Origin of the sequence: Agrobacterium sp. 33MFTa1.1, assembly GCF_004328495.1 — a bacterium.
Taxonomy (GTDB): Bacteria; Pseudomonadota; Alphaproteobacteria; order Rhizobiales; family Rhizobiaceae; genus Agrobacterium; species Agrobacterium pusense.
On sequence record NZ_CP036358.1, the window covers coordinates 2,387,677 to 2,405,574 of the forward strand.

The following is a 17,898-nucleotide window of genomic DNA, read 5'->3' on the forward strand; positions in this document are numbered from 1 at the left end:
GACAAGACGATGCACCGGCATCGCGCCGTATTTCCCAATTTCCGATAGGACGATGAATGACTAGCCCTGCCCCAAATGCGCAAGCAGTCGTTACCAAACGCGGCATCTGGGGCTGGGTGATGTTCGACTGGGCGGCGCAACCGTTTTTCACGGTTGTCACAACCTTCGTTTTCGGGCCCTATTTCGTCGCCCGCCTCACCGACGATCCCATTGCGGCCCAGGCGACATGGAGCAATGTGGCGACGGTCTCGTCGATCATCATCGCCCTCTTCTCCCCTATCCTCGGCTCCATTGCCGACCAGTCCGGCGCACGTAAGCCGTGGATCGCCTTTTTTGCCGTCATCAAGATCGTCAGCCTGTGTCTCCTTTGGTACGCGGCACCGGGATCGCCGGTCATTCTGCCCGTTATCTGCATGATCCTCGCCTCCATCGCGGCGGAATTCTCGATCGTCTTCAACGATTCCATGATGCCGCGGCTCACCAACCCGCAAAATGTGGGGCGCATTTCCAATCTCGCTTGGGGCCTCGGTTATCTCGGCGGCATGGTGGTGCTGATTGCGGTCGTCACCCTGCTGGCGGCAAACCCCAAGACCGGACTGACGCTCGTGGGAATCACGCCTCTTTTCGGCCTCGACCCCGCCTCCGGGCAGGACGCGAGAATAACCGGACCAATTGCTGCACTCTGGTACCTGATATTCATTCTGCCAATGTTCTTATTGACCCCGGACTCTAACAAGGGTCTGCCTTTCGGGGCCGCAATCCACTCCGGACTTCGGGAGTTAAAGACGACACTTCGCGAGCTTCGTCACCGCCCCATGCTGCTACGGTTTCTGATCGCGCGCATGCTGTATCAGGATGGCGTGAATGGCGTCGTAATCTTGGGAGGCGCATTCGCGGCGGGAATGTTCGGGTGGGAGACAATTGAAACTGGTCTCTTTGGCATCCTTCTGAATGTCGTCGCCATCGTCGGATGCTTTGCCGCAGGGCGTGTTGATCAAACCCTCGGGTCGCGCAACACCGTACTCATAAGTCTGGTGCTTCTTTTGCTTGCGACCATTGGCATCGTTTCCACACAAAAAGGTTCAACCCTATTCGGATTGCTTCAACTTTCCACGGATGACAATGACAGTTTCTTCGCGACAGCAGCCGAAAAGGCCTACCTGCTTTATGGGGTGCTGATCGGGCTTGCTTTCGGCCCTGTTCAAGCCTCATCGCGTTCCTATCTTGCCCGCAACATCAGCGTAGCGGAAGCCGGCCGCTATTTCGGCATCTATGCGCTTTCCGGTCGCGCCACGAGCTTCATGGCGACACTGTCATTTTCCATAGCTACCACTCTCAGCGGCTCCGCCCACATTGGCATGGCAACGCTGATCGTCTTTCTCGGAGCCGGTTTCATGATGCTACTGCGCGTGCCCGAACGAACGGCAGGCTGAAGGCGCAAGTGAGGCCGACGCCTTGTTAAAGTCGAGCATCGGCCAGTTGGCGCTGGCTCAGAGCTGGTCGAGCTTTTGCTGCAATGCGCGCAGCTGCGCCTTCAGCTCATCGATTTCGGATGCATTCGGCTTGCGGGCCTCTTTCGGCGCCTGTGGCATTGCAAAAGGCGTAAAACCCTGCATCGCCTGCCGGAACAGTTCCGTATTACGGCGGATCTGCTCTTCCATCATCTGCAATGGCGCCTGAAAATTGCGGGCGAGCGAGCCGTCACCGAAAGCCTTGGCCATATGCTCCTGCATCTGGCTCTGCTGGTCGGAAAAGGTCTTCATGGAATGTTCGAGAAATGTCGGCACGACCATCTGCATCTGGTCGCCATAATAGGAGATCAATTGACGCAGAAACGCCGTCGGCAACAGCGTATTGCCGGTTTTGGCCTCCTGTTCGACGATGATCTGCGTCAGCACGGCGTGCGTGATGTCTTCGGATGACTTCGCGTCCTGAACCTTGAAGTCTTCACCACGCTTGACCATCTGCGCCAGATCATCAAGCGTCACATAGGTGCTGGTGCCCGTATTGTAGAGCCGCCGATTGGCGTATTTTTTAATGATCGTTTCGCCGTCGTGTTTCGCCATGCCCGCCTCCTCGCGATGATGGTATTTTTTTGTTTTTTGGTGTTATTGCTCTTCCCGGCGCAAAGTGTATGCGCAAAATGCGCTGTCTGACAAATGTTTTGTGCATCGCAACAGTTTGTTTTTTGCGCAGCAATTTTTAGCAAGATTCCAACGTGATTTAGCAATATCTTTTAAAGCAACTTTCGTCATTTGACTTGGATTGAAAGCTTTGCCAGTCTCCGCCCGCAAGTGAGGAGAAAACAAATGACCCTGCCTTCAATCGTGATTGCCAGCGCTGCGCGCACCGCCGTCGGTTCTTTCAATGGCCACTTTGCCAATACGCCAGCCCACGAACTCGGCGCGACCGTTATCAGTGCCGTGCTTGAACGTGCCGGCGTTGCGGCGAACGAAATTGATGAAGTCATTCTCGGTCAGGTGCTCACCGCGGGCGAAGGGCAGAACCCGGCGCGGCAAGCGGCAATGAAGGCAGGCATTCCGCAGGAAGCGACCGCTTTCGGCCTCAACCAGCTCTGCGGCTCGGGACTGCGCGCCGTGGCCCTCGGCATGCAGCAAATCTTGACGGGTGATGCGGGCATTGTCATCGCCGGCGGTCAGGAATCCATGTCCATGGCACCTCACTGCGCCCATTTGCGTGGCGGCGTGAAAATGGGCGACTTCAAGATGATCGACACCATGCTGAAGGACGGCCTGACCGACGCCTTTTACGGCTATCACATGGGCATCACCGCTGAAAACATAGCCCGCCAGTGGCAACTCTCCCGGGATGAGCAGGACCAGTTTGCGGTCTCATCGCAAAACAAGGCTGAAGCCGCACAGGCTGCCGGACGTTTCGTGGACGAAATCGTCGCTTTCACCGTGAAGGGTCGCAAGGCCGATATCGTCATCGACGCCGATGAACATATCCGCGCCGGCGCCTCGCTGGAAACGATGGCCAAGTTGCGCCCTGCCTTCGACAAGGACGGCACCGTGACGGCGGGTAACGCCTCAGGTCTGAACGACGGCGCAGCCGCCACGCTTTTGATGTCGGAACAGGAAGCAGAAAAGCGCGGCATCAAGCCACTAGCCCGTATTGCCTCCTGGGCGACGGCGGGCGTCGATCCGCAGATCATGGGCACCGGCCCCATTCCCGCCTCCCGCAAGGCCTTGGCCAAGGCCGGCTGGTCGGTAGGCGATATCGGCCTCATCGAAGCCAACGAAGCGTTTGCAGCCCAGTCCTGTGCCGTCGTGCGCGAGCTTGGCCTTGATCCTGATATCGTCAACGTCAACGGCGGAGCGATTGCCATCGGCCATCCGATCGGCGCTTCGGGCGCCCGCGTCCTGAACACCCTGATTTACGAGATGCGCCGCCGTAACGTGTCCAAGGGTCTTGCGACACTCTGCATCGGCGGCGGCATGGGTGTAGCCATGTGCATCGAGGCGCTCTGACGCGCGGGCCGCCCTCGCTTGCCAAAAAGCAATTCCGGTTCAGCGGACAATAGGATAGAAGCGGCCTCCCATTGGCCGCATTTCTGTGGCGGTTGAGCACGACGAACAAGCACCTGCACAACTGCAGGCGCTTCAATGACAGGTCATGGAGGCCTAGATGAGCCGGGTTGCTTTGATTTCCGGCGGGACGAGCGGTATAGGTGCCGCCATCGCCCGCGCCCTGCAGGCAACCGGCTATCGGGTGGCCGTCAACTATGCCTTCACGACGGACCGGGCGGAGACATTCCAGACGGAGACAGGCATTCCTGCGTTCCAGTGGGACGTGCGCGACTACGACGCGTGCGTCAACGGTATCGCGAAGGTGGAGGAAACCCTCGGGCCGGTCGAAATCCTCGTCAACAATGCCGGCATCACCCGTGACGCCATGTTTCACAAGATGACACCGCAGCAGTGGCGTGATGTCATCGATACGAACCTCACCGGCGTCTTCAACATGACCCACCCCGTCTGGCCGGGCATGCGGGAGCGCGGTTTCGGCCGCATCGTCAATATTTCCTCCATCAATGGACAGAAGGGTCAGGCGGGCCAGGTCAATTACTCCGCGTCGAAAGCCGGCGATATCGGCTTCACCAAGGCGCTCGCGCAGGAGGGCGCAAGCCGCAATATCACCGTCAACGCCATCTGCCCCGGCTATATCGGCACGGAAATGGTGAGAGCGATCCCGGAGAAGGTTCTGGCCGAGCGGATCGTGCCACAAATCCCCATCGGACGGCTTGGGGAACCGGAGGAGATCGCGCGTTGTGTCCTGTTTCTCGTCTCGGACGAGGCTGGCTTTATCACCGGTTCCACAATGACGGCCAATGGCGGTCAATATTTCGCCTGACATTTACACGCCTGCTGCTCCGGCCGGCTCAGATCAGTAAACTTCTCGTGATATCGTGACAGCACATTTTGGCGCGCACGAAAACTTGAGCGGGACAGGACGTAAAAAAGAGACAGCTAAACCAATGAAAATGCGACATTTTTCGTATAGTTTAGAACGAGTCTAGAAAATCGTTATGAATTTGAAAAGAGGTTTTTCTTGACATTCGCTGTCCTGTTTTGGTTTAAGAACGAAAACAACGTGTTGCGTCATACAGGCAGTCCATCATGCTGGTTTGCAGCTGCAATTACATCACCGATCATGAGATCAAGGACGTTATCAACGAGCTCCTCGATGAGGACTGTTGGCAGCTTATCGTTCCCGCAAAAGTGTATCATGCCATGGAAAAGCGAGGTCGCTGCTGTGGCTGTTTTCCGACCGTTGTCGACCTGATTATCAAAACCACGGAAGAATATCACGCCCGTCGGCACTCGACTGAGGCCGATGTTTTTGATTTTATGTCCCGCCTGAAGCGATTCCACGAAGAGAACAGGAGAGCGGACATTGAAAGGCGACAAAAGAGTCATCGAGCGGCTTAACGAAGCCCTTTTTCTCGAACTCGGTGCAGTAAACCAGTATTGGCTTCATTACCGGCTTCTGAATGACTGGGGTTACACCAAGCTTGCCAAGAAGGAGCGTGCGGAATCCATCGAAGAGATGCAGCACGCAGACAAGCTTATCGACCGGATCATCTTCCTGGAGGGCCATCCCAACCTCCAGACCGTTGCTCCCCTGCGTATCGGACAGAATGTCAAGGAAGTGCTCGAAGCCGACCTTGCTGGTGAATATGATGCAAGAGCGTCTTATAAGAAATCCCGCGATATCTGTCATGAGGCCGGTGACTACGTTTCGATGAAGCTGTTCGAAACGCTGCTGATCGACGAGGAGGGTCATATCGACTTCCTCGAGACCCAGCTCGAACTGCTCGGCAAGATCGGCGAAGAAAAATACGGCCAGCTCAATGCGGATTCCGCCAACGAAGCGGAAGACCACTGAAATACGGAAAAGGCGGCCGGCGGCCGCCTTTTTTATTTGTCGGAAAGGTGCCGGAATTCGGCAACCACTTTCTCGTAGACGCCGCGCTTGAACGGAACGATGAGTTCAGGCAGGCTCTCCATCGGCTTCCAGTCCCAGGCATCGAATTCGGCTGCGTGCCCCGTCGGTGGCGGATCGATCTGGATTTCGCTTTCGTCGCCTTCGAACCGGAATGCGAACCAGCGCTGTGCCTGGCCGCGATATTTACCTCTCAATCCGACGCCGATCAGTTCCGGCGGAAGATCGTAGTGGATCCAGTCGCTCGCTTCCGCCAGCAGCCGCACCGTTTTCATTCCCGTCTCTTCGTGAAGCTCGCGAATGGCCGCGGCCAGAGGCCGCTCGCCCTCATCAATCCCCCCCTGTGGCATCTGCCACAAATGCGGCGAGCCATCATATTCGGAATTGCCTTCCTTGATGCGCCGGCCGGCCCACACCAGGCCTTCGGCGTTCAGAACCATCATCCCCGCACAGGGACGATAGGGCAAATCTTCTGCTTTGATTGTCATGGGTTTCCCGCATTGTCTGAGCGCCACAAGGGCGCGGAAATGGCCGCAGGCAAGGTTTACTGCCCCGCCGGCTCCGAAACAAGGGCGGAAACGCCGACGATCTCGATACCGCGGCCCGCCGCTTCCCGGGACCACCGCGAGATCGCCGCAATGCTTTCATCAAAAGCAGAAGCCACCCCGATCGCCTGACCATTGCGGCGCGCGACCCGCTCCAATTCGTCCAACTTCCGCAAGATGGAAGCTTCGGTCACTTCGCCGTCGAGCAGAATATCGGCAAAACCCTGGGGGGCAGAGATGGCCTTTGCAATCCCGCCACTCAGGGACTGCGCTGACGAACCATCGTCCAGAAATAGCAGACCACGTTTGCCGATATCACGCATCACCGGCTCCAGCGCCGCCTGCTCGGCGAGAAAGCGCCCGCCGAGATAATTCATGATGCCGGTATAATTGGTGATTTTGGCCATGGATCGATGCAGCCGGTCGAGGTTTACCTTGGCGGGATCGGCGGCAATCAATGTATCCGGGCCGGGATTGGTGCCGGGATAACCAAAGGGCTCCAGCGGTATCTGGAGAAGAATTTCGTGCCCCTCACGGCGTGCTTCCTGCATCCAGCGTTGAAGGCTGTTGCCGCTGGCGGCAAAGCCAAGCGTCACCTCCGGCGGCAGTTCCCGTATCGCCTTTTGCGAGCCTGTCTGGCTGAGGCCGAGACCACCGACCACGATCGCCACCCGCGTGCCCCGCGCTCCCGACCAGGGCCGCGCATATTGCTCCATCGGTCGCAATCCGTCGGCGCCCACCACTGGCAACCTGCCAAAGGCCGTATCCTCGAGCAATTCCTCGTTGGGCCGCGTGGCCATCCGCGGGTCCTGGCCATAGGTCTGGCCGCTCATCAACACGGGCCCGTCATTATCACGGGGCCGAGGAGAATAGACTGAGACAACATTACCATCGGGCATGGTCGCACGATTGATGTTCGCGCCAGATCGGCCACTTTCCGGTTGCAGACCAGCCGTTTCGGCCTCCCCGTCCGGTACGGATGGTTCAGCTTTGTTTTGCGCAGGCGTCAGTTCAAGGTCCGGCCCGGTCGCCGTCCTCTGCAGATTGGCGGGCGAGAGCGCCGTGTAGACGGACAGTCCGCCGATGGAAAGAACCGCAAGCGCCGCCAGAACCATAATGACGGAAAAGCGCCGGTTGATACCGGCGCTTTTTTTCTGACGACCCAGAAGCGGTTTTCGCAGGTCCGAAGGCAATGAACGATCCATCCAGAGGGTTTGTCAATCGAGATGGAGTGCCGGAAGCCGGCACAACGCTCTTATTGCTTGTTGACCACAGCCTTTTCCGGGTTGGGCGGGAAAGACGGATCCGTCTTGACGCCACGCAACAGGTCAAGCGCATAGTTAAGCTGGATGTCGTCCTTGGCCTCCGGCGGAACATAGGCCGAAGAACCCGAACCTTCGTCCGTTTCGCTCTGACCCTTGATGTGCCCGGAGAGACTGGATTCGCCCTCTGCCGTGACGCGACCCTGCAATTCCGGCGGCAAAGGCTGCTCTACCTTGATATCGGGCTCGATACCTGTTCCCTGGATCGATTTGCCAGACGGCGTGTAATAGAGCGCGGTGGTCAGACGCAGCGCACCGGCCTCGCCGAGCGGAATGATCGTCTGAACCGAACCCTTGCCGAAGGAGCGCGTGCCGACAACGGTCGCGCGACGCAAATCCTGCAGAGCGCCGGCAACGATCTCAGACGCCGAAGCCGAACCGCCGTTGACGAGCACGATCACCGGCTTGCCGTCGGTCAGATCGCCGGCCGTTGCGTTGAAGCGGCGGGTCTCGTCGGGGTTACGGCCACGGGTTGAAACGACCTCACCACGCTCAAGGAAGGCGTCGGAGACATTGATCGCCTGATCGAGCAGACCGCCCGGGTTGAGGCGCAGGTCGAGCACGTAACCCTTCAGCTTGTCGGCAGGAACATCCGCCTTGATCTTCTTGATCGCCTTTTCAAGATCGTCGTAGGTCTTCTCGGTAAAGGAGATGACGCGCAGATAACCGACATTGTCGCCCTCGACACGCGACTTGACCGCGCGAACGGCAATCACGTCGCGCACAACGGTAATTTCAAGCGGCTTGTCGGCGCCCTGGCGGATGACGGTCAGCTTGATGGGCGTCTTGACTGCGCCGCGCATCTTTTCGACCGCCTGCTCCAGCTTCAGTCCGCGAACCGGCGTACCATCGATTTCGGAGATGAAGTCGCCCGCAAGAATGCCCGCGCGGGATGCTGGCGTATCATCCATCGGAGAGATGACCTTGACCAGTTCGTTTTCCATCGTCACTTCAATGCCGAGGCCGCCGAACTCACCCTTGGTCTGGGTGCGCATGTCGTTAGCGTCCTTCGCATTCATGAAGCTTGAATGCGGGTCGAGCGAGCTGAGCATGCCATTAATGGCATTTTCCACCAGCTTCTCGTCATCCGGCGGCGTCACATATTGCGCACGCACGCGTTCGAACACGTCGCCAAAGATCGACAGCTCCTTATAGGTCGAAGGCCCGGCCGCCTGTGCCGGCATGCTCGCCGAATAAATCACGCTCATCGCCGTGGCGCCCATAAGCCCACCGATAAGGAGAAGCGAAACCTTACGAATCATTGTGCGCCCTTCCGGTATTTTTTGCGGTCCACCACGGTTGGGAATCAACCGGTACACCATCTTTCCTGAACTCAATGTAGAGCGTTGGCCTGTCGGTTTCCAGCGCCAATGCTGCTGCACTCGCTACTCTTTTTGCCCCCATGGAGGCGATCGGCTCTCCGGAGAACACGAACATGCCCTGCCGGGTTCTTACATTATCCATGCCCGTCATGACCACGTGATACCCATCGCCGGTATTGAGGATGACCATGCGACCGTAGCTGCGAAAATCGCCGGCAAATACCACGAAACCGTCCGCAGGCGCCGTCACGATGGCCTCCGGGCCGCTCGCGACGACAACTCCCTTGGAAAAATGGCCCGTACCATCCGCATCGCCGAAGCGCCGCAGCACTTCGCCCGCCACCGGAAACTCCAGCTTTCCCTTCAAACTCGCGAAGGGATATGCGGGCGCAATACGGTTTTTATCGGGCATTCCAGCCTCGGCCGCGGCGCGCTGCTTTTCGCGTTCCGCCTCCGAAAGACGGGCCAGACGCTGCTCTTCCGCACGCGCCTTTTCCATCGCCTCCCGTACCGAGGTAATTTCGCCTTCAAGCGAACTGACCAGCCCTTCGAGGCTCGTCGCCTTGCTCGCAAGTTCTTCGGACCGCTTGCGCTCCGCCTCCAGCTCCGCCGCCGTCTGGGAATTCTTGCGGTCGTTTTCGGCAATCAGCAGGTCGAGGCGTTTTTCCTCTTCAAGACTTGCCGTCATCATACCCGTAAGATCGTCTTTTTCGCGAGCGATTGCCTGTCTGAGATCGGTCAATTCTTTGAGAGCGGCGACCAGCTTGTCCGTTTCACCGCGAATGCCGGGCACAACGGCGCCAAGAAGAATGGCGCTGCGAACGGAAGCAAGCGCATCCTCCGGCGAAACGAGCAGGGCGGGCGGCGGATTTCTGCCCATGCGCTGCAACGCGGCCAGAACCTCAGCCAGTACACCGCGCCTCTCCCGTAGAGACGCCTTGACGCCGTCCTCGCGCACCGAAAGCTTGGCCAGGCGATCCTCACCATCGCTGATCTTGGTTTCCAGCGCCTTGCGTCTCGCAGCCGACGCAATCAACTCTTCCCGGATACGGGCGCTGTCCTGATTGAGGGATGCAATGCTCTCCTCGAGCTTCCTTGTTTTGTCCTCGGAAAGTCCGATACTGTCGACCAGCTCCTCCAGATCCTGACGGTTCTGGTCACGACGCTTCTCCAGCGACTGCAACTCATCTGGAGATAAATCGCCATTCTCGGTGGGAACGGCGCCTGCATCATCGCGCGAATAGGTCGGACCGATCCCCACAACGAAAGCAGCGAGAACCGCGCCCGCAAGGGCCGCGTGCCGTTTTCCTGGAGACTTCTTGTCCATCTGAACTTTCTTTGATGCCGAAGCAGGGAGCGCCGATATTAGGGATTTTACCGCGATCTTCCAAGAGGCCTGTAAGGGGCGGCCGACGACCATGCCCATGTCAGCCGTGTCGCCGAGCTTCATGTTGAAATTGCGACGGCACCCGCATCCGTCCACGCGTCATACCCGGTGATAGGGGTGACCGGATAGGATGGTAACGGCGCGGTAAAGCTGCTCGGCAATCAGGATGCGGACAATCTGATGCGGCCATGTCAGTTTGCCGAGATTGAGAACGGCTGTCGCCCTGTCATAAAGGCCGGGATCGAGACCATCGGCCCCGCCGATGGCGATAACAAGTTCGCGCTTGCCGCTGTCGCGCAGATCACCGAAAAAGGACGCAAAGGCCGGGCTGTCGAGCGCCTTGCCACGCTCATCGAGTAAGATGAGCACTGCGCCATCGGAAAGATGCTTTTCCAGCATCGCCGCCTCTTCGCGCTTGCGGGTTTCTGCGTTTGATGCACGACTTTCCGCGACTTCGATTACCCGCGAAAATTCCAGCCCGACCGCCGGGCCAGTCTTGGCGAGGCGCTCGATATAACGGGTCGCAAGATCCTTTTCGGGGCCGGATTTCAGCCGTCCCACCGCAAAAATTGAAATCCGCATCGCAAACCTGCACGTGTCGTAGCCCAACGGGCCACGCTCTTAACAGCATAGCGCGCGGATTCCTATGCGGCCGACCTGATTTCCGGCCAGAAGCATCGCTCCGAAGTCACAGGCGATCTTCGGCAAAAACGATGCCTTCGCTCAAAAGGCTCACCGCATCAATGCAGTGTCTCTTCCGGCATGTCCGGCGTCGCCCACATTTTTTCGATGTTGTAGAAAGCGCGGATTTCCGGTCGGAACACATGAACGATGATATCGCCGGTATCGATGAGCACCCAGTCGCCGGTCTCAAGACCTTCGACGCGGGCGTTTCCGAACCCTTCATCCTTCATGTCTTTCAGAAGATGCTCGCAAATCGCCGAGACATGCCTGTTCGACCGCCCGGAAACCACAACCATGTAGTCCGCAAGCGCCGATTTTCCGGCAATGTTGAGAGAGACGATATCTTCAGCCTTGGAGTCCTCGAGGCTCGCGAGGACGGTGTCGAGGGCATGGCCGGCGGCATCGGCGCCACTGTCCTGGCCCTTCGGGATAGCAACGAATGCTCTTCCCTTGGCGTGTACTGTTGTCAGAGTTTTTCCTTTCCAAGAATGACAAAACAGGCACTGCGCGACGCGATTCTCTGCGTCACACAATGAAGGTGGCATCAAAGCATTAACTTTTCAAGATATGGAGCCTTAGACGGCCGTCACATACATCATTTGTGATCGGCCGTGTCATTTGCGGCCGTTACGTAGCGCGGTGGAGCTGAGCGTGGAACGCGGTCCATGAATGAAAACCCAGGCGGGCGCTGGTTTTTTCCATAAAACACCGGCATCGTCCTCATCGATCCGCGCCTGGCTGAAGGCCTGGGCCATGGTGGAGGAGAGGTAGGAAAGCGTCGAACCCGGCCTGTCGATCACCGCAATCGGGAAAGTCTCAGCAATCGTGCGCCATTTCTGCCAGTGATGGAAACTCTTGAGATTATCGGCACCCATAACCCAGATGAAGCGCACGTGCGGATTTTTCGCCTTCACCTTGGCGAGCGTATTAGCGGTATAGCTTATGCCCAGCGATTTTTCGAAAGCCGTGACCTTGATGCGAGGATCGTGAACGAGCTTTTCGCAGGCAGCGATGCGATCTTCGAGAGAGGCCAGCTCTGAGCGGCTTTTCAACGGATTGCCTGGCGTCACCATCCACCACAGCTGATCGAGACCGAGCCTGCGCAGCGCAATCTCTGCAACAAGCGCGTGACCGGCATGCGGCGGATTAAAAGAACCGCCGAACAGCCCGACAACCATGCCGCGCTCCACATGCGGCATGGTGAGATAACGTCTGTCGAGGCGCTTATCGGCCGGCAAATATCAGATCCGTGTCTGGCCGGTGCCATGCACACGGTATTTGAACGAGGTAAGCTGCTCGACGCCGACGGGGCCTCGCGCATGCATCTTGCCGGTGGCGATGCCGATTTCAGCGCCCATGCCGAATTCACCGCCATCGGCAAATTGGGTCGAGGCATTGTGCAGCAGAATGGCCGAATCAAGTTCGTTGAAGAATCGCGCCACCACCTCGGCATCCTCGGCGATAACGGCCTCGGTATGGTTGGAAGAGTAGGTGCCGATATGTTCGATCGCACCGGAAATGCCATCCACCACGGCGACCGAAATGATTGCATCGAGATATTCGGTGCGCCAGTCCTCTTCCGTTGCCGGCGCGAGACCCGCCATCACTTCGCGTACGGCCTGCGAACCGCGCACTTCACAACCGACTTCCATCAGAGCCTTGACGAGCGGCTGCAAATGCGTGGAAACGGCAGCAGCATCCACCAGCAGCGTTTCGGCCGCCCCGCAAATGCCGGTACGGCGCATTTTGGCGTTGACAACGATGCGTTTCGCCATGTCGAGATCAGCGGATTTATCGACATAGATGTGGCAGATCCCCTCAAGATGCGCGAAAACCGGCACGCGGGCCTCCGACTGTACCCGGGCCACGAGGCTCTTGCCGCCGCGCGGCACGATAACGTCAACCGTGCCATTCAGGCCGCTGAGAAGCGCGCCGACGGCGGCGCGGTCGGTCACCGGTACCAGTTGAATGGCATGCTCGGGAAGACCCGCGATCTTCAGACCTTCCACGAGGCAGGCATGGATAGCACGCGATGAATGTTGCGAATCCGAGCCGCCGCGCAGGATCACGGCATTACCCGCCTTGAGACATAGCGCGCCGGCATCCGCCGTCACGTTCGGGCGGCTTTCGTAAATCACACCGATGACGCCAAGCGGCGTGCGCACGCGCTCGATCTTCAGGCCATTGGGCCTGTCCCATGCGGCGATGACTTCGCCGACCGGATCGGGCAGCGCCGCGACGGAACGAATGCCTTCCGCGATACCGGCAATCCGGTCATCATTGAGCGTCAGCCTGTCAATGAAGGAGGGCGCAAGACCAGCCTGATCCGCCGCGGCTAGATCTTTGCGGTTAGCACCAAGGATCGCCTCTTTCGAGGCTTCAATGGCGGAGGCCATGGCAAGCAGCGCACGGTTCTTCTGGTCCGCGCCAGCGATGGACAACGGTCGTGAAGCAGCTTTCGCCTGAGCGCCAATGGTCATCATCAGCGCGTCAATATCATGGCTCTGCTTCACGGCCTGTTCAGGCATGGACCTCATCCTTCTCTGCACTCTTAACTTTCACGGCGGCCCCGGTCATGACGAGGTCGTCGCGATGGATCATCGCCGCCCGTCCGACATAACCGAGGATCGCCTCGATCTCATTGGACTTGTGGCCGATGATGAGACGTGCCTCTTCCGCATCGTAACCCGCGAGACCGCGCGCGACCTCACGGCCTTCCGAGCCGATGATGGCAACGGCATCGCCGCGCCCGAAATTGCCCTTGACCTGCCGCACGCCAGCGGGAAGCAGGCTTTTACCGGCATAAAGGGCCTTTTCCGCGCCGGCATCCACATGGATTTCGCCAGCGGGCTGCAATTGCCCGGCAATCCAGGTCTTGCGTGCCGTCACCGGAGTCCCGGATGGCGCGAACCATGAGGAGCGCGCACCGTTTTCGATGGCCTTGAGCGGATTGAGCGTCTTGCCTGACGCGATGATCATGCCACAGCCGGCAGCGGTGGCAATCTTGCCCGCATCGATCTTGGTGCGCATGCCGCCGCGCGAAAGCTCGGAAGCTGCACCGCCCGCCATGGCTTCGATTTCGGGGGTGATGTCCGCAATCGTGTCAAGGAATTTGGCGTCCGGATCGAGATGCGGCGGAGCTGTGTACAAGCCGTCAATATCCGACAGCAGAACCAGCAAATCGGCGCCCGTCATGGTCGCCACGCGCGCCGCCAGACGATCATTATCGCCATAACGAATTTCGGTAGTCGCAACCGTGTCGTTTTCATTGATGATCGGAATAGCGCCGATCTTCAGAAGCTGGTTGATGGTGGCGCGCGCATTGAGATAACGGCGACGCTCTTCGGTGTCGGAGAGCGTCAGCAAAATCTGGCCGGCAACAATGTCATGCCGCGACAGGCTTTCCGACCATGCCCGCGCCAGCGCAATCTGGCCGACAGCCGCCGCCGCCTGGCTTTCTTCCAGCTTCAACGCGCCCGAAGGCAGGCCGAGCACGGTGCGGCCAAGAGCGATAGCGCCCGAAGACACCACCTGAACATCCGCACCGTTTTTCTTCAGCGCCGCGATGTCCTCGCAGATGGCATCCAACCAGTCTTTCTTCAGGCCGCTTTTGCGGTCCACCAGAAGCGCCGATCCGATCTTGATGACGATCCGGTGGTGGCTGCCCAGCGGCTTGCGCGTCAGGCTCATAGGCGGTCGTCCTCTTCCTCGACCTCGCTCTCATGCGGCATGGACCGATCGGGAAGGGCGGTTTCGCCGCCATTGCTTGCCGACACGATGATGTCGCGAAGGGCGCGAAGGGCTTCCGTCATGCCGATATGCGCGGCAGCGGACAGAAGAAGCGGCGGACGGCCGCAGGCCTTTTCCAGTTCCTTGGCCTTCTTTTTCAGTTCCTTTTCATCCAGCACGTCGATCTGTGACAGCGCGACGATTTCCGGCTTGTCTGTCAGTCCGCCACCATAGGCATCGAGTTCAGCTTTGACGGTCTTGTAGGCCTTGCCGACCTTCTCTTCCTGCGCGGAAACGAGATGCAGAAGCACGCGGGTGCGCTCGACATGGCCGAGGAAACGGTCACCGATGCCGACCCCCTCATGCGCACCTTCAATCAATCCGGGAATATCGGCCAGCACGAATTCACGGCCATCGATGGTCGCGACACCAAGGTTCGGATGCAGCGTGGTGAACGGATAGTTGGCAATCTTTGGCCGCGCGCGCGTCACGGTTGCAAGGAATGTAGACTTGCCCGCATTAGGCAGGCCAACGAGACCAGCGTCGGCAATCAGCTTCAAACGAAGCCAGACCGTCTTTTCTTCACCCGGAAGACCCGGATTGGCGTGCGTCGGTGCCTGATTGGTGGACGATTTGAAATAGGCATTGCCGAAACCGCCATTGCCGCCCGCGGCCAGGCGAAAGCGCTGGCCCTCCTTGGTGAGGTCGACGATCAGCGTCTCGTTGTCTTCCTCAAAAATCTGCGTGCCAACAGGCACCCGCAGCACCACGTCGGAACCTTTGGCGCCGGTGCGGGTCTTGCCCATGCCGTGCTGGCCGATCGAGGCCTTGAAATGCTGCTGGAAACGGAAGTCGATCAGCGTGTTGAGACCGTTGACCACCTCAACCCAGACGTCGCCGCCGCGTCCGCCATCACCACCATCAGGGCCGCCGAATTCGATGAATTTTTCACGCCGGAACGACACGGCACCCGCGCCGCCATCACCGGACTTGATATAGACTTTTGCTTCATCGAGAAATTTCATCGGACTGCCGTTCTGTCGGTTTGCGGGCACAACAACCAATCGTGCTGCGCCAAACAAAAATATCGTCGTTTCGAATACAAGCGCTTCTTCACAAGGTCAAAGACTATCGTGCGGGAAGCTCATGCGCGAGACAAGGCCGGTCTGGATCAAACCGGCCTTGTAATGCTCCTCAAATGCGATGCGGCTTAATGAAATCTTCAGCCGTGACCATCGTGTCGATATGCGCCACCATGGCGGCACGCGCCGTGGCGTAAATCTGGTGACAACCGGTCACCCGGAAGCCGAGCTTCTCCTGCACACGCAGCGAGGCGGGGTTATCCGCAAACACGCCGGAGTGAAGGGTCACTCCCGGCATGCGGCGAAAGAACCGCTCGACGACGGCGGCCACCGCCTCGGTCATGTAACCCTTGCCCCAGTAGAAGCGGTTGAGCCAGTAGCCCAAATGCCACTCGCCATGCCGCAATTCCACCGAGACGACGCCAATCAGCGTGTCGTCACCGCTGGTGATGGCGAAATCCCAGTCAGGCAGGGTGCCGGAGGTGCGCAACACCAGCCACTCCAGCGCATCCTGCTTGTGGTAAGGCGCGGGAACGCGGGCCAGCATTTTCGTTACCGCAAAATCGCCAAGCGATTCCGCAATGCTGCCGGCATCGGAAAGGCGCTGTGGGCGCAGCACCAGACGCGATGTCTCGATCACGGGGCAGGGGCCTGGCGGCGCTATCGCAGGGGCCGCCCGGCGGCGGCTCAGTTCGAGCGTGCTCATCCCATGTCCCCCCAGCTCTTCAGCGAAACCCAGGTCTTGCGGTCCAGCCTGTACCATTCGACCGGCACCATGCCACCGAGCGCCAGCGAACCGACCATGCCGGAGCCCTGGAACTGGAAACCGCACTTCTGGATGACACGGCGCGACGGGATGTTGGTGACCCGGCAACGGGCATCGATCTGGTCGATCTCACGCGTACGAAAGGCCATGTCGATCAGCGCATGCGCCGCTTCGGTCATGTATCCCCGGTTCCAGTAGGGTTCCCCCAGCCAGTAACCGATCTCCAGCGTCTTTTCGTCTTCCTGGGGTTCGAGCGCGCAGCAGCCCAGAAACTCGCCATTGTCCATGCGGGTAATCGCATAGACGCACTTGCCAATCTCGCCAGCTTTGGAGCGTCGCACAAAATCCGCGGCGTCTTTGGCCGTGTAGGGGTGCGGCATACGCGATACCATGGTCGCGATATTGGCATTGTTGGCAAGATGGGCAAGGGCGTCGATGTCTTCTTCGTGAGGCTTGCGCAAAACCAGCCTCTGCGACAGTAAAACGGGGCAATCGCTCCTCGACCGATCGGGCCTCGGCCGTTCCTCGGGTGACCGTGATTGGTCAACCCTCAACAATTCAGCTTGCATGGTTCAGTCCCTCCTTGGGGTTAAAGAAAAAGGGGAGTTGGGTGGTGCCCCATCTCCCCTGTTTTCTTGACTGAACCTGATACGCCTCAGCCGGGTCGATGGGACACCGGCTGCATATGACGCTTACCGGCTTATTCTGCGGCTTCCGCTTTCGGTGCCACGGATACGAATACGCGGCCATTGGCCTTCGTACGGAAGTTCACGTTACCTGCGGTCAGTGCGAAAATCGTGTGGTCCTTGCCCATGCCAACATTGGCGCCGGGATGCCACTGCGTGCCGCGCTGACGCAGAATAATGTTGCCTGGAATGACAGCTTCGCCGCCGAACTTCTTTACGCCAAGGCGCTTGGATTCGGAATCGCGACCGTTACGCGAGGAACCGCCAGCTTTTTTGTGTGCCATTGGAGTTCTCCTTTAAACCTTGTTTCCCGTGTCGCGCCGATCAGGCAGCAACGATGTCCGTGATGCGGACGACAGTGTGATGCTGACGATGGCCGCGCGAACGCTTGGAGTTCTGACGACGACGCTTCTTGAAGGCGATGACCTTCTTGCCGCGGTTGTGCTCGACAACTTCCGCCTTGACGATGGCACCCTTGACGAAGGGAGCACCGAACTTGGCGTCGGCACCTTCGCCAACAACGAGAACTTCGGTGAATTCTACAGTTGCGCCTGCCTCTGCTTCCAGCTTTTCGATGGTCAGCACGGCGTCGGCCGCTACGCGGTACTGCTTACCGCCGGTCTTGATGACTGCGAACATTTTTTATCCTTTCATGTTCGTTCCGGCTCTGCCCGCCTAAGCAAGCTGGCCGTCTTTTTATCAGTCGGAATTTGGTAGAAACCCGTCGGGACAGGATGTCCCTTTGAATGTCTGCCGGTGAAGCCGCCTTTTTGAGGGCGGTATTTAAAAGAAGGCGCACTACGCCATCAATTTGGGTGCCGATTACGCGAGACGCCGGTTTATGTCAAGATGAAGACGGCTTGAAAAGTAACTGTAACGCCAAGAATTTCATGCTTTTTCGGCAGGCGC

20 protein-coding genes are annotated in these 17,898 nt (G+C 58.7%); 5 read left to right on the plus strand and 15 right to left on the minus strand.

The window, feature by feature from the left end; translation table 11 throughout:
- Positions 1-56: 56 nt before the first annotated feature.
- Positions 57-1,433: an MFS transporter gene (locus tag EYD00_RS11920; RefSeq protein ID WP_004444081.1), complete on the plus strand. Its 1,377-nt coding sequence runs from the start codon at positions 57-59 to the stop codon at positions 1,431-1,433.
- 57 nt (positions 1,434-1,490) lie between these two features.
- On the opposite strand, the gene phaR is transcribed toward EYD00_RS11920, so the two are convergent.
- Positions 1,491-2,066, minus strand: coding sequence for a polyhydroxyalkanoate synthesis repressor PhaR (gene phaR / locus EYD00_RS11925; RefSeq protein ID WP_004444083.1), 576 nt, complete (start codon positions 2,064-2,066; stop codon positions 1,491-1,493).
- Positions 2,067-2,309: 243 nt separating this feature from the next.
- Between phaR and EYD00_RS11930 the strand changes: the two genes are divergently transcribed.
- The 4 genes from EYD00_RS11930 to bfr all read left to right on the plus strand — a co-directional run bounded on the left by EYD00_RS11930 (position 2,310) and on the right by bfr (position 5,409).
- On the plus strand, positions 2,310-3,491 hold the full coding sequence (locus EYD00_RS11930; RefSeq protein WP_004444087.1) for an acetyl-CoA C-acetyltransferase: 1,182 nt from the start codon (positions 2,310-2,312) through the stop codon (positions 3,489-3,491).
- 157 nt (positions 3,492-3,648) lie between these two features.
- Complete coding sequence (phbB, locus tag EYD00_RS11935; RefSeq protein WP_004444090.1) at positions 3,649-4,374, plus strand: acetoacetyl-CoA reductase; 726 nt, start codon at positions 3,649-3,651, stop codon at positions 4,372-4,374.
- Between the two features lie 266 nt (positions 4,375-4,640).
- On the plus strand, positions 4,641-4,952 hold the full coding sequence (locus EYD00_RS11940) for a (2Fe-2S)-binding protein (protein WP_004444092.1): 312 nt from the start codon (positions 4,641-4,643) through the stop codon (positions 4,950-4,952).
- Positions 4,918-5,409: a bacterioferritin gene (gene bfr, locus EYD00_RS11945; RefSeq protein ID WP_004444094.1), complete on the plus strand. Its 492-nt coding sequence runs from the start codon at positions 4,918-4,920 to the stop codon at positions 5,407-5,409. The genes EYD00_RS11940 and bfr overlap by 35 nt, the downstream gene beginning before the upstream one ends.
- 32 nt (positions 5,410-5,441) lie before the next feature.
- Here the strand turns inward: bfr and EYD00_RS11950 are convergent, their stop codons facing one another.
- From EYD00_RS11950 to rplU, 14 genes are all read right to left on the minus strand, one after another.
- On the minus strand, positions 5,442-5,954 hold the full coding sequence (locus EYD00_RS11950; protein WP_004444097.1) for an RNA pyrophosphohydrolase: 513 nt from the start codon (positions 5,952-5,954) through the stop codon (positions 5,442-5,444).
- 56 nt (positions 5,955-6,010) lie between these two features.
- The gene (locus tag EYD00_RS11955) at positions 6,011-7,204 is read right to left on the minus strand and encodes a divergent polysaccharide deacetylase family protein (RefSeq protein ID WP_034500116.1); all 1,194 of its coding nucleotides are present in this window, start codon (positions 7,202-7,204) and stop codon (positions 6,011-6,013) included.
- Between the two features lie 62 nt (positions 7,205-7,266).
- Entirely contained in the window at positions 7,267-8,595 is a 1,329-nt protein-coding gene (locus tag EYD00_RS11960) for a S41 family peptidase (RefSeq protein ID WP_004444102.1), read from the minus strand.
- Entirely contained in the window at positions 8,585-9,982 is a 1,398-nt protein-coding gene (locus EYD00_RS11965; RefSeq protein ID WP_034500115.1) for a murein hydrolase activator EnvC family protein, read from the minus strand. Before EYD00_RS11965 ends, EYD00_RS11960 begins: the two co-directional genes overlap by 11 nt.
- Positions 9,983-10,141: 159 nt before the next feature.
- The gene (rlmH, locus tag EYD00_RS11970; RefSeq protein ID WP_004444109.1) at positions 10,142-10,624 is read right to left on the minus strand and encodes a 23S rRNA (pseudouridine(1915)-N(3))-methyltransferase RlmH; all 483 of its coding nucleotides are present in this window, start codon (positions 10,622-10,624) and stop codon (positions 10,142-10,144) included.
- A 158-nt stretch (positions 10,625-10,782) separates the two neighbouring features.
- Positions 10,783-11,271 (minus strand): ribosome silencing factor, encoded by a 489-nt coding sequence (gene rsfS, locus EYD00_RS11975; RefSeq protein WP_004444112.1) that lies wholly within the window; start codon positions 11,269-11,271, stop codon positions 10,783-10,785.
- Positions 11,272-11,340: 69 nt separating this feature from the next.
- Positions 11,341-11,925 (minus strand): nicotinate-nucleotide adenylyltransferase, encoded by a 585-nt coding sequence (locus EYD00_RS11980; protein WP_044459702.1) that lies wholly within the window; start codon positions 11,923-11,925, stop codon positions 11,341-11,343.
- A 42-nt stretch (positions 11,926-11,967) separates the two neighbouring features.
- Positions 11,968-13,254, minus strand: a complete 1,287-nt coding sequence (locus EYD00_RS11985; RefSeq protein ID WP_004444117.1) for a glutamate-5-semialdehyde dehydrogenase — start codon at positions 13,252-13,254, stop codon at positions 11,968-11,970.
- Positions 13,247-14,416 carry a glutamate 5-kinase gene (proB, locus tag EYD00_RS11990; protein ID WP_004444120.1) on the minus strand — a complete coding sequence of 390 codons (1,170 nt, stop codon included), beginning with the start codon at positions 14,414-14,416 and terminating at the stop codon, positions 13,247-13,249. The genes EYD00_RS11985 and proB overlap by 8 nt, the downstream gene beginning before the upstream one ends.
- Positions 14,413-15,480, minus strand: a complete 1,068-nt coding sequence (gene obgE / locus EYD00_RS11995) for a GTPase ObgE (protein ID WP_004444121.1) — start codon at positions 15,478-15,480, stop codon at positions 14,413-14,415. Before obgE ends, proB begins: the two co-directional genes overlap by 4 nt.
- Positions 15,481-15,649: 169 nt before the next feature.
- The gene (locus tag EYD00_RS12000) at positions 15,650-16,243 is read right to left on the minus strand and encodes a GNAT family N-acetyltransferase (protein ID WP_004444123.1); all 594 of its coding nucleotides are present in this window, start codon (positions 16,241-16,243) and stop codon (positions 15,650-15,652) included.
- The gene (locus tag EYD00_RS12005; protein WP_004444125.1) at positions 16,240-16,872 is read right to left on the minus strand and encodes a GNAT family N-acetyltransferase; all 633 of its coding nucleotides are present in this window, start codon (positions 16,870-16,872) and stop codon (positions 16,240-16,242) included. Before EYD00_RS12005 ends, EYD00_RS12000 begins: the two co-directional genes overlap by 4 nt.
- Before the next feature lie 131 nt (positions 16,873-17,003).
- A complete protein-coding gene (rpmA, locus tag EYD00_RS12010; RefSeq protein ID WP_004444127.1) occupies positions 17,004-17,273 on the minus strand; it encodes a 50S ribosomal protein L27 in 270 nt (89 codons plus the stop codon).
- Between the two features lie 40 nt (positions 17,274-17,313).
- Positions 17,314-17,628: a 50S ribosomal protein L21 gene (gene rplU, locus EYD00_RS12015; RefSeq protein ID WP_003492690.1), complete on the minus strand. Its 315-nt coding sequence runs from the start codon at positions 17,626-17,628 to the stop codon at positions 17,314-17,316.
- Positions 17,629-17,898 lie beyond the last annotated feature (270 nt).

Excerpts from the sequence above, each read along its gene's own strand:
- EYD00_RS11985 (WP_004444117.1), bottom strand. The coding sequence starts at position 13,254 with ATGCCTGAACAGGCCGTGAAGCAGAGCCATGATATTGACGCGCTGATG.
- phaR (WP_004444083.1), bottom strand. The coding sequence starts at position 2,066 with ATGGCGAAACACGACGGCGAAACGATCATTAAAAAATACGCCAATCGG.
- obgE (WP_004444121.1), bottom strand. The coding sequence starts at position 15,480 with ATGAAATTTCTCGATGAAGCAAAAGTCTATATCAAGTCCGGTGATGGC.
- rlmH (WP_004444109.1), bottom strand. The coding sequence starts at position 10,624 with ATGCGGATTTCAATTTTTGCGGTGGGACGGCTGAAATCCGGCCCCGAA.
- EYD00_RS11940 (WP_004444092.1), top strand. The coding sequence starts at position 4,641 with ATGCTGGTTTGCAGCTGCAATTACATCACCGATCATGAGATCAAGGAC.
- rsfS (WP_004444112.1), bottom strand. The coding sequence starts at position 11,271 with ATGCCACCTTCATTGTGTGACGCAGAGAATCGCGTCGCGCAGTGCCTG.
- EYD00_RS12005 (WP_004444125.1), bottom strand. The coding sequence starts at position 16,872 with ATGCAAGCTGAATTGTTGAGGGTTGACCAATCACGGTCACCCGAGGAA.
- EYD00_RS11920 (WP_004444081.1), top strand. The coding sequence starts at position 57 with ATGACTAGCCCTGCCCCAAATGCGCAAGCAGTCGTTACCAAACGCGGC.
- EYD00_RS11980 (WP_044459702.1), bottom strand. The coding sequence starts at position 11,925 with ATGCCGCATGTGGAGCGCGGCATGGTTGTCGGGCTGTTCGGCGGTTCT.
- phbB (WP_004444090.1), top strand. The coding sequence starts at position 3,649 with ATGAGCCGGGTTGCTTTGATTTCCGGCGGGACGAGCGGTATAGGTGCC.
- EYD00_RS11965 (WP_034500115.1), bottom strand. The coding sequence starts at position 9,982 with ATGGACAAGAAGTCTCCAGGAAAACGGCACGCGGCCCTTGCGGGCGCG.
- EYD00_RS11950 (WP_004444097.1), bottom strand. The coding sequence starts at position 5,954 with ATGACAATCAAAGCAGAAGATTTGCCCTATCGTCCCTGTGCGGGGATG.
- proB (WP_004444120.1), bottom strand. The coding sequence starts at position 14,416 with ATGAGCCTGACGCGCAAGCCGCTGGGCAGCCACCACCGGATCGTCATC.
- rplU (WP_003492690.1), bottom strand. The coding sequence starts at position 17,628 with ATGTTCGCAGTCATCAAGACCGGCGGTAAGCAGTACCGCGTAGCGGCC.
- EYD00_RS11960 (WP_004444102.1), bottom strand. The coding sequence starts at position 8,595 with ATGATTCGTAAGGTTTCGCTTCTCCTTATCGGTGGGCTTATGGGCGCC.
- EYD00_RS11930 (WP_004444087.1), top strand. The coding sequence starts at position 2,310 with ATGACCCTGCCTTCAATCGTGATTGCCAGCGCTGCGCGCACCGCCGTC.
- EYD00_RS12000 (WP_004444123.1), bottom strand. The coding sequence starts at position 16,243 with ATGAGCACGCTCGAACTGAGCCGCCGCCGGGCGGCCCCTGCGATAGCG.
- rpmA (WP_004444127.1), bottom strand. The coding sequence starts at position 17,273 with ATGGCACACAAAAAAGCTGGCGGTTCCTCGCGTAACGGTCGCGATTCC.